This is a genomic window from Bordetella sp. BOR01 (assembly GCF_019218885.1).
In the GTDB taxonomy this organism is placed as follows: domain Bacteria; phylum Pseudomonadota; class Gammaproteobacteria; order Burkholderiales; family Burkholderiaceae_B; genus Bordetella_A.
This window is the reverse complement of record NZ_JAHUWT010000002.1, coordinates 199,398-213,334: the sequence shown is the minus strand read 5'-3', so window position 1 is coordinate 213,334 and position 13,937 is coordinate 199,398. Positions and strand designations below refer to the sequence as shown.

Sequence of the window (13,937 nt, the reverse complement as noted above, 5' to 3'; positions counted from 1 at the left end):
ATGAATATCTCTAAATTCTTCATCGATCGGCCGATCTTCGCGGGCGTGCTGTCGGTGATAGTGCTGCTGGCGGGCCTGTTGGCCATGTTCCAGCTGCCTATCTCCGAGTACCCCGAAGTGGTGCCGCCTTCGGTGGTGGTGCGGGCGCAGTATCCCGGCGCCAACCCCAAGGTCATTGCCGCCACGGTCGCCTCGCCGCTGGAAGAGTCCATCAACGGCGTGGAAGACATGCTGTACATGCAGTCGCAGGCCAACAGCGACGGCAACCTGACGACGACGGTGTACTTCAAGCTGGGCGTGGACCCCGACAAGGCGCAGCAACTGGTGCAGAACCGCGTGTCACAGGCCTTGCCGCGCCTGCCGCCCGACGTGCAGCGCCTGGGCGTGACCACCACCAAGAGCTCGCCCACCCTGACGCTGGTGGTGCACCTGATCTCGCCCGACGACCGCTACGACATCACCTACCTGCGCAACTATGCGGTGCTGAACATCAAGGACCGCCTGTCGCGCATCAGCGGCGTGGGCGAAGTGCAGATCTGGGGCTCGGGCAGCTACTCGATGCGCGTGTGGCTGGATCCGCAGAAAGTGGCCCAGCGCGGCCTGACCGCCACCGACGTGGTCAACGCCATCCGCGAGCAGAACGTGCAGGTGGCGGCGGGCGTGATCGGCGCCTCGCCGACGCAGGGCGACGTGCCCATGCAGTTCTCGGTGAACGCGCAGGGCCGCCTGCAGGACGAGACCGAGTTCGGCAACATCATCCTGAAGTCTTCGTCCGACGGCGCCGTGACGCGGCTGTCGGACGTGGCGCGCATCGAGCTGGGCGCGCAGGAATACGGCCTGCGCTCGCTGCTGAACAACAAGCCGGCCATCGGCATGGGCATCATGCAGTCGCCCGGGGCCAATGCGCTGGACGTGTCGTCCCAGGTGCGCGAAACCATGGAGGAACTGTCGGCCGATTTTCCGCCTGGGGTGGAATACCGCATTGAATACGACCCCACGCAGTTCGTGCGGTCGAGCATCAAGGCGGTGATCACGACGTTGCTGGAAGCCATCGCGCTGGTGGTGCTGGTGGTGATCGTGTTCCTGCAGACCTGGCGCGCGTCCATCATTCCGCTGCTGGCGGTGCCGGTGTCCATCGTGGGCACGTTCTCGCTGCTGCTGATGTTCGGCTATTCGATCAACGCGCTGTCGCTGTTCGGCATGGTGCTGGCCATCGGCATCGTGGTGGACGATGCCATCGTGGTGGTGGAAAACGTCGAACGCAACATCGCGGCCGGGCTGACGCCGCGCGACGCCACCTACCGTGCCATGCGCGAAGTCAGCGGGCCCATCATCGCCATTGCCCTGACGCTGTGCGCGGTGTTCGTGCCGCTGGCCTTCATGACGGGGCTGTCGGGCCAGTTCTACAAGCAGTTCGCCATGACCATCGCCATCTCGACGGTGATCTCGGCCTTCAATTCGCTGACCTTGTCGCCGGCGCTGTCGGCCCTGCTGCTCAAGGGCCATCACGACAAGCCCGACTGGCTGACGCGCGGCATGAACCGGGTGTTCGGCGGGTTCTTCAACTGGTTCAACCGCTTCTTCGGGCGGGCCTCCGATTCGTACGCCACCGGCGTTACCGGCGTGATCCGCCGCAAGGGCGGCGCGATGGCCGTGTACGCGGTGCTGCTGGCGGCCACCGTGGGTATCTCGTACATCGTGCCCGGCGGCTTCGTGCCGGCGCAGGACAAGCAATACCTGATCGGTTTTGCCCAACTGCCCAACGGCGCCTCGCTGGACCGCACCGAAGACGTGATCCGCCGCATGTCGGACATCGCCCTGAAAGAACCGGGCGTGGAAAGCGCCATCGCCTTCCCCGGCCTGTCGATCAACGGGTTCACCAATAGTTCCAGCGCCGGCATCGTGTTCGTGACGCTCAAGCCGTTCAACGAGCGCCATGACGCGGCCCTGTCGGGCGATGCGATCACGGGCAACCTGAACGCCAAGTTCGCCGGCATCAAGGACGCCTTCATTGCGGTGTTCCCGCCGCCGCCGGTGATGGGGCTGGGCACCATGGGCGGCTTCAAGCTGCAGATCGAAGACCGTACGGCCATGGGCTATGCCGAGCTGGACAAGGCCACGCAGGCCTTCCTGGCCAAGGCGCGCCAAACGCCCGAACTGGGCCCCACCTTCTCGAACTACCAGATCAACGTGCCGCAGCTGGACGTCGACCTGGACCGGGTCAAGGCCAAGCAGCTGGGCGTGCCGGTTACCGACGTCTTCGACACCCTGCAGATCTACCTGGGCTCGATGTACGTGAACGACTTCAACCGTTTCGGCCGCGTGTTCCAGGTGCGGGCCCAGGCCGACGCACCGTTCCGCGCGCGCCCCGACGACATCCTGCAACTGAAGACCCGCAGCGATACGGGCCAGATGGTGCCGCTGTCGGCGCTGGTGGACGTGAAGCAGACCTTCGGGCCGGAAATGGTGGTTCGCTACAACGGCTTCACCTCGGCCGACATCAACGGCGGCCCGGCGCCGGGCTATTCGTCGGACCAGGCGCAGGACGCGGCCGAGCGTATCGCCGCCGAGACGCTGCCGCGCGGCATCAAGTTCGAATGGACCGACCTGACCTACCAGCAGATTCTGGCGGGCAACGCCGGCGTCTGGGTGTTTCCCATCAGCGTGCTGCTGGTGTTCCTGGTGCTGGCCGCGCTGTACGAAAGCCTGACGCTGCCGCTGGCGGTGATCCTGATCGTGCCGATGAGCATCCTGGCGGCGCTGACCGGCGTTTGGCTGACGGGCGGCGACAACAACATCTTCACGCAGATCGGCTTGATGGTGCTGGTGGGCTTGTCGGCCAAGAACGCGATCTTGATCGTGGAGTTCGCACGCGAGCTGGAAATCCAGGGCAGCACACCGCTGTCGGCGGCCATCGAAGCCAGCCGGCTGCGCCTGCGCCCGATCCTGATGACCTCGATCGCATTCATCATGGGGGTGGTGCCGCTGGTGCTGTCCTCGGGCGCCGGTTCTGAAATGCGGCATGCCATGGGCGTGGCGGTGTTCTTCGGCATGCTGGGCGTGACGTTGTTCGGCCTGTTCCTGACGCCGGTGTTCTACGTACTGCTGCGGTCCCTGGGCGCGCGCAAGCTGCATTCGGCTGCGCCGCACCAGGCCCCGGTCACCGCGCCGCATACCGGCCATTGAAGAGAAGCATTGATCATGAAGCACTTATTGACACGTGCCCCCGCCCTGCTGGCTGCGCTACTGGTGCTGGCCGGCTGCGCGGTGGGCCCCGAATACCAGCGGCCCGAAGTGACCACGCCGGCGGCCTTCAAGGAAGCCTTGCCCGCGCACGAAGCCGGCAACTGGCAAACGGCCCAGCCCGCCGAGCAGGCGCTGCGCGGCGAATGGTGGAAGCTGTTCGGCGACGACACGCTCAACGCGCTGGAAGACGAGGCGCAGCAAGCCAACCACAACCTGCAGGCCGCCGCGGCCCGCCTGAAGCAGGCGCGCGCGCTGCTGGGCAACGCGCGCTCGGAACGGTTTCCCACCGTGGATGCCGGCTTCGGCCCCACGCGCCAGCGCCCTTCGCCGGCCTCGCAAGGCTTGTCGGCCGGGGACTCGACCGACCCCTCGACGCTCTGGCGCGCCCAGGTGGGCGTGGCCTACGAGGTCGACCTGTTCGGCCGCGTGGCCTCGACCGTGGACGCCGCCACCGCCGACGCGCAGCAAAGCGAGGCCTTGTACCGCTCGGTGCTGCTGGCCCTGCAGGCCGACGTGGCGCAAGCCTACTTCCAGGTGCGCGAACTGGATTCGGGACTGCAACTGTATCGGCGAACGGTCGACCTGCGTGCCGAGACCCTGCAGTTGATCCAGCGCCGCTACGACGCGGGCGACATCAGCGAACTGGATCTGGCGCGCGCCCGATCGGAACTGGAATCGGCGCGTTCCGAGGCCCTGGGCTTCGAACGCCGCCGTGCCAATGCCGAACACGCGCTGGCCGTGCTGCTGGGCAAGGCGCCGTCGGACTTCAGCCTGCCTTCGCTGCCGTTGACGCGCGTCTCGGTCAATGTACCGGCCGGCCTGCCGTCCACCTTGCTGGAGCGTCGCCCCGACATCGCCGCGGCCGAACGCGCCATGGCTGCGGCCAATGCGCGCATCGGCGTGGCGAAATCGGCTTTCTTTCCCAGCCTGAACATCACGGGCGCGGCGGGCGTCGAATCCGCGGAACTGGGTGACCTGTTCGAATGGTCCAGCCGCACTTTCCTGCTGGGGCCGCTGGTGGGGGCCGCGCTGTCGCTGCCGATTTTCGACGGCGGCCGCCGGCAGTCCGGCCTGGATCGCGCCCGCGCGGTCTATGAAGAAGACGTGGCCAATTACCGGCAAACGGTATTGACGGCCTTCCGCGAAGTGGAAGACAACCTGGCCAACCTGCGCATCCTGTCCACCCAGACCACGGTGCACGATGCGGCGCTGCAGTCTTCGCAGCGCGCGGCGCACATTTCGCTGACGCAATACCGCGAAGGCTCGATCAGCTACCTGGACGTGATCGAAGCCGATCGCACGGTGCTGGCGCAGCAGCGCGTGGCGGTACAGCTGGACGGCGAACGCGCGCGTTCGGCCGTGAACCTGGTGCGGGCATTGGGCGGCGGTTGGGACACGCCTCTGCCGGCATCGCTGGCACAGCGCTGATGCGCAACCGGGCGGGGCCGCGAGGCCCTGGCCTGCTATTACTGGAGTGGGCCATAATGTGGCGTCATGCCCGCCTCTTCCCGTTCCGCTGCGCCTGTCGCTGCGGGCGCCCCGGTCCGCGCCAGGCTGTTCTTCGCGTTATGGCCTGGGCCCGCACTGGCCGCCACGCTGGCAAACTGGGCCGCACAAGCCCAGGCCGCCTGCGGCGGGCGCGTCATGCAACCCGCCACCTTGCACCTGACTTTGGCATTTTTGGGCGCCGTCGACACTGAACGGGTGGCCGCGCTGGTGGCGGCCACCGCCCGGCAGCGCGCCGCGCCGGGCGGCATCACCCTGGACCGCTACGGCGTGTTCGAGCGCCAGGGCATCGTCTGGGCCGGCCCGGCCCAGGCGGCGCCGGCGCTGCAACAAACGCACGACGAACTCTGGAACTGGCTGGAACCGCTGGGCTGGCAACGGCCCCCGCAAGCGTTCACGCCGCATGTCACCCTGCTGCGGCGGGCCGCCCGCCTGGACAACCAGCCGCCCGCGCCCGCGCCCGAACAGTGGCGCTACAACCGCTATGTGCTGGTGCAGTCGCGCCCCCAGGACGGTACCGCCCGCTATCAGGTACTGGCCCGTTCAGGCGGCTGACCGCGCACGGTGCGCCACGTGCCGTCCGCGTGGCACAATCGGGGCCCGCCCCTGCCCTGTGCACATCATGGTGATCCTGCTCGATCAAGACGGTGTCCTGGCCGACTTCGAACACGCGTTCCTGCAAGCATGGCGGGCACGGCACCCCGACATCGCCCCGGTGCCTTACGAAAGCCGCCGCTCATTCCGCATTCTGGACGACTACCCGCCCGAACTGCGCGCCCGCGCCGAAGCCATCTATACCGCCCCCGGTTTCATCCGCGACCTGCCGCCGGTGGCGGGCGCGGTCGAGGCGTACCAGGAACTGCTGGCGCTGGGCCTGGACGTACGCATCTGCACGTCGCCCCTGCTGCAATTCGAAAACTGCGTGGCCGAGAAGTACCTGTGGGTCGAACGCCACCTGGGCCGCGCGGCCACCGAGCGGCTGGTGCTGACCCGCGACAAGACCCTGGTGCGCGGCGAGCTGCTCATCGACGACAAGCCGCATATCCAGGGCGCGGTGCGGCCCAGTTGGCGCCACATCGTCTACGACGCCCCCTATAACCGCCAGGCCACCGATCGGCCGCGGCTGACCTGGGCGAACTGGCGCGGCGTGCTGGCGGGCGAGCTGTACACGGCAGACCGCTAGCAGGTCAGCGGCATTGCGGCACTGCAGCGTGACACCGCCGTGGATTTCTGTATTCTGAATACAGAAATCCACGGACGCCCGCCATGCTTAAACCCTTGCCCGCCGCCAGCGACCTGGCCCACACCGTTTACGCGCAATTGCGGGAAGCCGTCATCGGGGGGCAACTGGCACCCGGCTTGAGGCTGGGCCAGGAAGAGCTGGCCGCGCGCTTCGGGATTTCGCGCCAGCCGGTGCTGCAGGCCCTGGCCCACCTGGAGCGCGATGGGCTTGCCATCCGCGCCGACGGGCGCGGCACGCTGCAGGTGGCGCCGCTCGATCCGCAACTGGTGGCCGAGTTCTATCAGTTACGCGCCGAGGTCGATGCGCTGGCGGCCCGGCTTGCCGCCCGGCGCGTGGCTGCCGGCACCACCCCGCCGCTGCCCGCCGCGCTGATCGAGCGTGGGTTGGCGGCCCTGCGGCGCGGCCGCATGCCGGCCCTGATCGCCGCCGATACGCAACTGCACCATGCCATCTACGACGCGTCGGCCAACCGGCTGCTGGCTTCGGTAATGACACCGCAATGGGGCCACCTGGAACGCGTGATGTGCGCCGTATCCGCGCCTGCCGGGGTCCGGGCGGGCCTGTGGGACGAACACATTGCGATCGTGGCCGCGATCAATGCCGGCGACGACGAGCGCGCGGCCACGTTGTCCCGCGAACACGCCGAACGGGCTGCGGCGGGGCTTATTCCCCGCCTTCAGGCAACCCAGCGCGCCTGAACCGCGCGACTTTCCACCACACCGGCGCGCGACGCCGGAACCACCAGAGCCGGCCCCAGCCGGCCCCTACCCGGAGACGACGATGCAACTTACCCAAGCGCAACGCCAGCAATTCGACCGGAACGGGTATCTGTTCTTTCCCGCCCTGTTTTCCCCGCAGGAAATCGCCAGGCTCACCGACGAGGTGCCGCACCTGTATGCGCAGGACCGGCCCGAGAACGTGCGCGAAAAGCATGGCGGCGCGGTGCGGACCAATTTCGCGGCCCACTTGTACAGCGCGCCGTTCGCGCGGCTGGCGCGGCACCCCCGCATGGTGAGCCCCGTCGAGCAGTTGTTCGATGAACCGGTGTACATGCACCAGTTCAAGATCAACGGCAAGAACGCCTTCGACGGCGACGTGTGGCAGTGGCACCAGGACTACGGCACCTGGCTCAACGACGACCTGATGCCCACCCCGCGGGCCATGAACGTGGCCATCTTCCTGGACGAGGTCAACGAGCACAACGGTCCGCTGATGTTCATTCCGGGCAGCCACCGCCTGGGCGTACTCGAGGCGGGGCACGACCTTACGACCACCAGCTACCCGCTATGGACCATCAACAACGACAACATCCGCACCATGGTGGAAAAGGCCGGTGGCCGCGACGGCGGCATCGTCGCGCCGAAAGGGCCGGCCGGATCGATGCTGTTGTTCCATTCGTGCCTGGTGCATGCGTCATCGTCCAACCTCAGCCCCTGGAACCGCGTCAGCGTCTACCTGAGCCTATGCGCCGTGTCGAACCATATCCGGCGCTTCAAGCGCGTGGAATGGATCGCGCACAGGAACTTCGCCCCCATCGAATGCCTGCCCGACGACTGCCTGCAAAAGGACTATGCTGTAGAACTGCCATGGAAAAATGGCACGCCGGCCGAGGCGGCACGGACCTCGCTCGAGCGCCTTGAGGAGACTGCCCAATGAATCTGCACCGCATGCTCAAGCAGCGCGACGTGGACGGCAAGCCGCTGCGCGTGGCGCTGATCGGCGCCGGCAAGTTCGGTTCGATGTTCCTCAGCCAGGCCCGGCGCACGCCGGGCATCCAGCTGGTGGCCGTGGCCGACCTGCAGCCCGACCGGGCGCGCGCCGCCCTGACCCGCGTGGGTTGGCCGGCCGATGCACTGCGGGCCGACAGCCCGCAAGACGCGGCGCGTTCGGGCCGGGTGTATTTCAGCGACGATGCGGCAGCGGTCATTGCCAGCCCCGAGATCGAGATCGTGATCGACGCCACCGGCCAGGCGGCGGCGGGCATCGCGCATGTGCTGGCCTGCTGCGAGCATGGCAAGCATATCGTCATGGTCAACGTCGAGGCCGATGCCCTGGCCGGACCCTTGCTGGCGCGGCGGGCGCGCGAAGCCGGCATTGTCTATTCGCTGGCCTACGGCGACCAGCCCGCGCTGATCTGCGAAATGGTCGACTGGGCCCGCGCCAGCGGCTTCGAAGTCATTGCCGCCGGCAAGGGCACCAAGTACCTGCCCGAGTTCCACACATCGACGCCGGACACCGTATGGCCCTATTACGGCTTCACCGATGAAATGGTGGCCGCGGGCGACTTCAACGCGCAGATGTTCAACAGTTTCCTGGACGGCACCAAGAGCGCCATCGAGATGGCGGCGGTGGCCAATGCCACTGGCCTGCTGCCGGCGCCGTCGGGACTGCATTTCCCGCCCTGCGGCGTCGACGACCTGGCCCGCGTGCTGCGCCCGCGTGAAGATGGCGGCATGCTGCACCATCGCGGCCAGGTCGAAGTGATTTCATCGCTGGAACGCGACGGGCGGCCGGTGTTCCGCGACTTGCGCTGGGGCGTCTACGTGACGCTGGCGGCCGACAGCGACTACGTGCGGCGCTGCTTCAAGGAATATGGCCTGATCACCGACCCCAGCGGCAACTACGCCGCCATGTACAAGCCCTATCACCTGATTGGCCTGGAACTGGGCATCAGCGTGGCCAGCGTGGGCCTGCGGCACGAACCTACCGGCTCGGCCTCGGGCTGGCACGGCGATGTGGTGGCCACCGCCAAGCGCGACCTGCCGGCGGGGCAGGAACTCGACGGCGAAGGCGGCTACACCGTATACGGCAAGCTGATGCCGGCGCGCGAATCAGTGGCCGACGGTTATCTGCCGCTGGGCCTGGCCCACAAAGTGAAGCTGAAGAACGCGGTGCGACAGTCGCAGGCCATACGCTGGCACGACGTCGAATTCGACGAGCGGGCACCCGCCGTGCAGTTCCGCCGCGAGATGGAGCAGTCGTTCGCGTGAGTGCCTGATCGGCGGGCGCCAGGCCCGCCGAAGGCGTCCGGCAGCGCCGGGCACCCAAGAAGTTCAAATGGTGAAACTCCCCTGCCGCACGCTATGGGCAGGGCGCAGGCGCGCCGATATGCTGGTCTCGGAGACAACCGGCCCGCGTTCGATACGAAAAACACAAAGAACGCTTTTCTGCCGGCCCCACCCAAAGGAGACCAAGATGAAACGCATCTATACGCTTGCCGTCTGTCTGGGCGCGGCATTGCTGGCCGGGCTTGTGCCCGCGGCGGCGCGGGCCGGCGGCTATCCCGACCGTCCGCTGAAGATCGTAGTGGCCTACCCCCCGGGCCAGAGCACCGATATCGCCACCCGCTATTTCGCCAACAAGCTGTCTATTGCGCTGGGCCAGCCAGTGGTCGTCGAGAACCGTGCCGGGGCCTTCGGCAACATCGGCACCACCTACGTCGCGCGGGCTGAACCGGACGGCTATACCTTGATCATGGGCGCCTCTGGTACGCACGCGCTGAATCCCGCGCTATACGACAACCTGGGCTACGACCCCGAGAAGGACTTCGATCCCATTGCCGCCACCGCGCTGATCCCCATGGTGATCTCGGTCAACCCCCAGTTGGGCGTGAATTCACTGGCCGAACTGATCAAGCAGGCGCGCGCCCGGCCGGACAAGATCGACGTGGCCCTGCCCAGCGTCACCGCGCAACTGGTGTTCGAAATGCTGAAGCTGCGCGATGTGCCGCTGTATCCCATCAAGTACAAGGGTTCGGGCGAAGCGATGGCCGCGCTGATCGGCAACCAGGTGCCGGTATCGATCGACACCGTTGCGGCCTCGCGCGCGCAGTTCGGCAAGATTCGCCCGCTGGCGGTGACCTCGCAGCGCGCCATGAGTGCCCTGCCCGACCTGCGGCCGGTAGCCGAGCAGGGCATCGAAGGCTTCGATGTCGTGGCCTGGAACGCCTTGATGGCGCCGCACGGCACCCCCGTGGCGGTGCGCGAGCGCCTGGCCCGCGAAATGCACAAGATACTGGCGCTGCCCGAAACCGCCAAGACGCTGCACGACCTGGGCTTCGAGCCCGCGCCCGAAATGAACCACGACCAACTGCTGGCCTGGTTGCACAAAGAACGCCAGTCCAACGCCGAAGTCGTGCGCACCGCCGGCATGAAGCCGGAATAGGCACGGCCTTCGGCATTTCCGTATCCTGATCAGGAAGAACCCCGCCATGGCACACACTGGTATCAGCCTGGGCCACCAGGTATTGCACGACGGTTTCGTCGTGCAAGTGCACGAGAAGATCGAGAAACTGTTGGAAGATGCCGCCGCCATCGAGCAGCTGCGCCTGCTGTGGCAGCAGGCGCCCGTGATGGTATTCCGGCGCCAGTCGATCGAAGAACACGAGCAGGTGCAATTCAGCCAGCAATTCGGCCCCTGCGAAGTCATCAGCCGCAAAGACATCTTGTCGCCCTACCAGGACGAGATCATTTACTTCAGCACGCTGCGCTATGCCGACGGCAAGGGCGTGGGCGGCTTCGCGGGCGGCGATGATGTGGCCTGGCATTCCGACCAGACCTTCATGCGCCAACCGGCCACCGGCGCCATGCTGTACGGCGTGGAAGTGCCCAAGGGCGGCGGCGATATCTATTGGGCCAACCAGTACGGCGCGTGGAACAGCCTGCCGGCCGAGATCCAATCACTGATCGATGGCCGCACCGGCACCTATCGCTACGCCAAGCGCATGGCCATCATGAACCCGCTGGAACTCAAGCAGGACACGACCCAGGCCAAGGCCATGCTGAGCCTGCCCGATGCCACGCATCCGCTGGTGCTGACGCACCCCGTCACCGGACGCAAGGCGCTGTACGCCGACCCGACCACGCTGGTGGCGATCGACGGGCTGAGCCAGGCCGACAACGAGCGCGTATTGCCCCTGCTGTTCGAGGCGGGCAGCCGCCCCGAACTGGTGTACCGTCACAAAGTGCACAACGGCGACCTGGTCATGTGGGACAACGGCTGCACCATGCACCGGCGCGACGAGATGCGGCTGGACCAGCCGCGCCTGATGAAGCGCACCACCTTCCGGCTGCCGCCCCAGGCCTATTGCGTTCCGCACTGACCCCCGCCGCCCCGACAGGAAAGCAAGCCATGAATCGATCCCTGGTCTACCTGCGCGTGAACCGCGTCGATGCCGCCGTCTGCGCCCAGGCGCAAGAGACAACCGTATCCGACCTGCACGAAGCCGAGTTCGCCGCGGGCCGGCGCGGCCTGATGTCCAGCCGCATGCGCCCCGTGGTGGAAGGCAAGCGCATCGCCGGGCCGGCGGTCACGGCCTATTGCGCCCCCGGCGACAACCTGATGATGCACCGGGCCCTTTACCTGGCGCAGCCGGGCGACGTGCTGGTGGTGGTGTGCGAGCCCGCCATCTCGGGCGCGCAATGGGGCGACATGGCGGCCCGCTACGCGCTGAAGAAAGGCCTGGCCGGCGTCGTGGTGCAGGGCTGCGTGCGCGACACGGATATGCTGCGCGACCTGGGTAGCCCTGCCTGGGCCACCCACGTGCTGTCGTCGCACCCCGATAAGTCGGGGCATGGCCGCGTCAACGCACCGCTGGTCTGCGACGGCGTATCGGTATCGCCGGGCGACCTGATCGTGGCCGACGGCGACGGCGTCATCTGCGTGCCGCGCAAGCAGGCGGCGCAATCGGTAGAACGCGCATTGGCCCGCATGCGGGCCGAAGACGCCATGGCGATAGAAGTGGCCAAGGGCGGCGCGGTCTGGGACTTGAGCGGGGCGGCGGCGCGCTACGCCGAGATGGATATCGAGGAAATCGACGCGGCCTTCGACGACGCCGCGCGCTGACAGCGCGCCTGGCGCGCCGCGCTAGATCCGCTCGGCGAAGAAATCCAGGAAGCACGCGATGCGTCGCGCCAGTTGCGTATTGCGGTAGTACACCGCATGCATGGGCTGCAGGTAATCGGTGTACGCGTCTTCCAGCAGCTTCACCAGCCGCCCCGCCGCCAGGTCGTCTTTCAGCATGAATTCCGACAGGCAGGCGATGCCCACGCCATCGATCGCCAGCAGCCGCTGGGTTTCCCCGCTGGAGGTCGCCAGCGTGGGCACGACAGCGAATTCCGTGCCGCCCGCATGGTGCAGCGGCCATACGTTCAGGGTCTCGGGCAGCGTGAAGCCCAGCACCTCGTGCTGGCGCAAGGCCTCGGCCGTGGCTGGCGCGCCGCGGCGCGCCAGGTAAGCCGGGCTGGCCACCACCAAGCGCCGCGACGGCCGCAATGCCCGCGCGTGCAGGCTGGAATCCGATAGCGGCCCGGCACGCAGCGCGATGTCGGTGCGATGCTCGACCAGGTCGACGATACGGTCATTGCTGGTCAGTTCCAGCGAAATCTCGGGGTAGCTGGCCCGGAACGCGGCAATATGCGGCACCACGCAATGCAGCATCACGGGCGCCGAAGCATCCACCCGCAGCTTGCCGGCGGGCTGCTGGCGGCGGATGCGCATGCATTCTTCGGCATCGTCCAGCTTGCCCACGATGTCGCGCGCACGCGACAGAAACAACTGCCCTTCTTCGGTCAGCTCCATGCGCCGCGTGGTGCGCGTCAACAGGGTCACGCCCAACTGCGTTTCCAGCCGCGACAGGCTGCGGCTGACGCCCGAGGCGGTCTGCCCCAGGAATTCGGCCGCCGCGCTCATGCTGCCCGTATCGACCACCGCCAGGAAGACGCGCAACGCATCGGAACTCAGGGCCATTTTTGATTCCTACGCACAAGTCTAGTGATTGTAGGCCTATTTTTCTCACAGATAGCGGGGCGCACAATGCCACACCTAGGGTAAACCCCGTTATTTCAGGAGAGATTGAAATGCCTATCGCGCTATGGGCGCTGGCCGTGGGAGCCTTCGGCATCGGCACCACGGAATTCGTCATCATGGGCCTGCTGCCCGAAGTGGGTGCGGACCTGGGGGTCTCGCTGTCCAGCGCCGGGCTGCTGGTCACCGGCTACGCCCTGGGCGTGGTGGTCGGCGCCCCCCCGGTCGCCATCCTGACCACCCGGCTGCCGCGCAAGACATTGCTGCTGGGCCTGATGCTGGTTTTCACGCTGGGCAACCTGGCCTGTGCCCTGGCGCCCGGCTATGGCACGCTGATGGCCGCGCGGGTGCTGACCTCGCTGGCCCACGGCGCGTTCTTTGGCGTGGGCTCGGTGGTGGCCACCAGCCTGGTCAAACCCGAAAAGCAAGCCTCGGCCATCGCCCTGATGTTCACCGGCCTGACGCTGGCCAACGTGCTGGGCGTGCCGTTCGGCACTTGGCTGGGCCAGGCCTGGGGCTGGCGCGCCACATTCTGGGCCGTGACCGGCGTGGGCCTCGTGGCCATGCTGGCCATCGCCACCTGGGTGCCGCGCAGCCGCGGCGACCACGGCAGCGACCTGATGGGCGAACTGCGCGCATTGAGCCGCCCGCAAGTGCTGCTGGGTTTTGCGATGACGGTGCTGGGTTTCGGTGGCGTGTTCACGGCGTTCACCTACATTGCCCCGCTGCTGACCGAGCTGGCCGGCTTCAGCCCGGGCGCGGTATCGCCCATTCTGCTGCTGTTCGGCGTGGGCCTGGTGGCCGGCAACATGTATGGCGGCAAGCTGGCCGATCGCCGGCTGATGCCTACCCTGGTGGGCAGCCTGGCCTTGCTGGCCGTGGTGCTGGCGGTGTTCAGCCTGACGGTGCATGGCAAGTTCGCCGCCGTCGCGACGGTGGCCGTGCTGGGCGGCCTGACCATCGACCACGGCCCCGGACTGGCCGCCACCCCGCTGGTGGCGGCGGCGCTTACCGCCAGCGGCCTGGCGGTTGCCCTGTACAGCTGGAAGCTGGACCGCCGGCCGCGCACGCTGGCACCGGCCTGAACGCCGGGCCGGGCAGGACAGGAGTTGATGGAGTATCGTTGACCGCTCTCGTC

General features: G+C 67.3%; 12 protein-coding genes. 11 read left to right on the top strand and 1 reads right to left on the bottom strand.

The window, feature by feature from the left end:
* From KW845_RS08775 to KW845_RS08730, 10 genes are all read left to right on the top strand, one after another.
* Positions 1 to 3,186, top strand: coding sequence for an efflux RND transporter permease subunit (locus KW845_RS08775; protein WP_218368850.1), 3,186 nt, complete (start codon positions 1 to 3; stop codon positions 3,184 to 3,186).
* A 15-nt stretch (positions 3,187 to 3,201) separates the two neighbouring features.
* Positions 3,202 to 4,674: an efflux transporter outer membrane subunit gene (locus tag KW845_RS08770; RefSeq protein WP_218368849.1), complete on the top strand. Its 1,473-nt coding sequence runs from the start codon at positions 3,202 to 3,204 to the stop codon at positions 4,672 to 4,674.
* 66 nt (positions 4,675 to 4,740) lie between these two features.
* Entirely contained in the window at positions 4,741 to 5,307 is a 567-nt protein-coding gene (gene thpR / locus KW845_RS08765; protein WP_218368848.1) for an RNA 2',3'-cyclic phosphodiesterase, read from the top strand.
* Positions 5,308 to 5,374: 67 nt separating this feature from the next.
* The gene (locus tag KW845_RS08760; protein WP_218368847.1) at positions 5,375 to 5,935 is read left to right on the top strand and encodes a 5'-3'-deoxyribonucleotidase; all 561 of its coding nucleotides are present in this window, start codon (positions 5,375 to 5,377) and stop codon (positions 5,933 to 5,935) included.
* 83 nt (positions 5,936 to 6,018) lie between these two features.
* Entirely contained in the window at positions 6,019 to 6,693 is a 675-nt protein-coding gene (locus tag KW845_RS08755; RefSeq protein ID WP_218368846.1) for a GntR family transcriptional regulator, read from the top strand.
* An 82-nt stretch (positions 6,694 to 6,775) separates the two neighbouring features.
* Positions 6,776 to 7,651: a phytanoyl-CoA dioxygenase family protein gene (locus KW845_RS08750; RefSeq protein ID WP_218368845.1), complete on the top strand. Its 876-nt coding sequence runs from the start codon at positions 6,776 to 6,778 to the stop codon at positions 7,649 to 7,651.
* Positions 7,648 to 8,985 (top strand): NAD(P)H-dependent oxidoreductase, encoded by a 1,338-nt coding sequence (locus tag KW845_RS08745; RefSeq protein WP_218368844.1) that lies wholly within the window; start codon positions 7,648 to 7,650, stop codon positions 8,983 to 8,985. The genes KW845_RS08750 and KW845_RS08745 overlap by 4 nt, the downstream gene beginning before the upstream one ends.
* A 205-nt stretch (positions 8,986 to 9,190) precedes the next feature.
* A complete protein-coding gene (locus KW845_RS08740) occupies positions 9,191 to 10,159 on the top strand; it encodes a tripartite tricarboxylate transporter substrate binding protein (RefSeq protein WP_218368843.1) in 969 nt (322 codons plus the stop codon).
* A gap of 46 nt (positions 10,160 to 10,205) precedes the next feature.
* Positions 10,206 to 11,096 (top strand): TauD/TfdA family dioxygenase, encoded by an 891-nt coding sequence (locus KW845_RS08735; protein ID WP_218368842.1) that lies wholly within the window; start codon positions 10,206 to 10,208, stop codon positions 11,094 to 11,096.
* Between the two features lie 29 nt (positions 11,097 to 11,125).
* Entirely contained in the window at positions 11,126 to 11,839 is a 714-nt protein-coding gene (locus KW845_RS08730) for an RraA family protein (protein ID WP_218368841.1), read from the top strand.
* 21 nt (positions 11,840 to 11,860) lie between these two features.
* Here the strand turns inward: KW845_RS08730 and KW845_RS08725 are convergent, their stop codons facing one another.
* Complete coding sequence (locus KW845_RS08725) at positions 11,861 to 12,742, bottom strand: LysR family transcriptional regulator (protein WP_218368840.1); 882 nt, start codon at positions 12,740 to 12,742, stop codon at positions 11,861 to 11,863.
* A gap of 110 nt (positions 12,743 to 12,852) precedes the next feature.
* Here KW845_RS08725 and KW845_RS08720 point away from each other — a divergent pair, with 110 nt between their 5' ends.
* Positions 12,853 to 13,884 carry an MFS transporter gene (locus tag KW845_RS08720; protein ID WP_218368839.1) on the top strand — a complete coding sequence of 344 codons (1,032 nt, stop codon included), beginning with the start codon at positions 12,853 to 12,855 and terminating at the stop codon, positions 13,882 to 13,884.
* Positions 13,885 to 13,937: the final 53 nt, after the last annotated feature.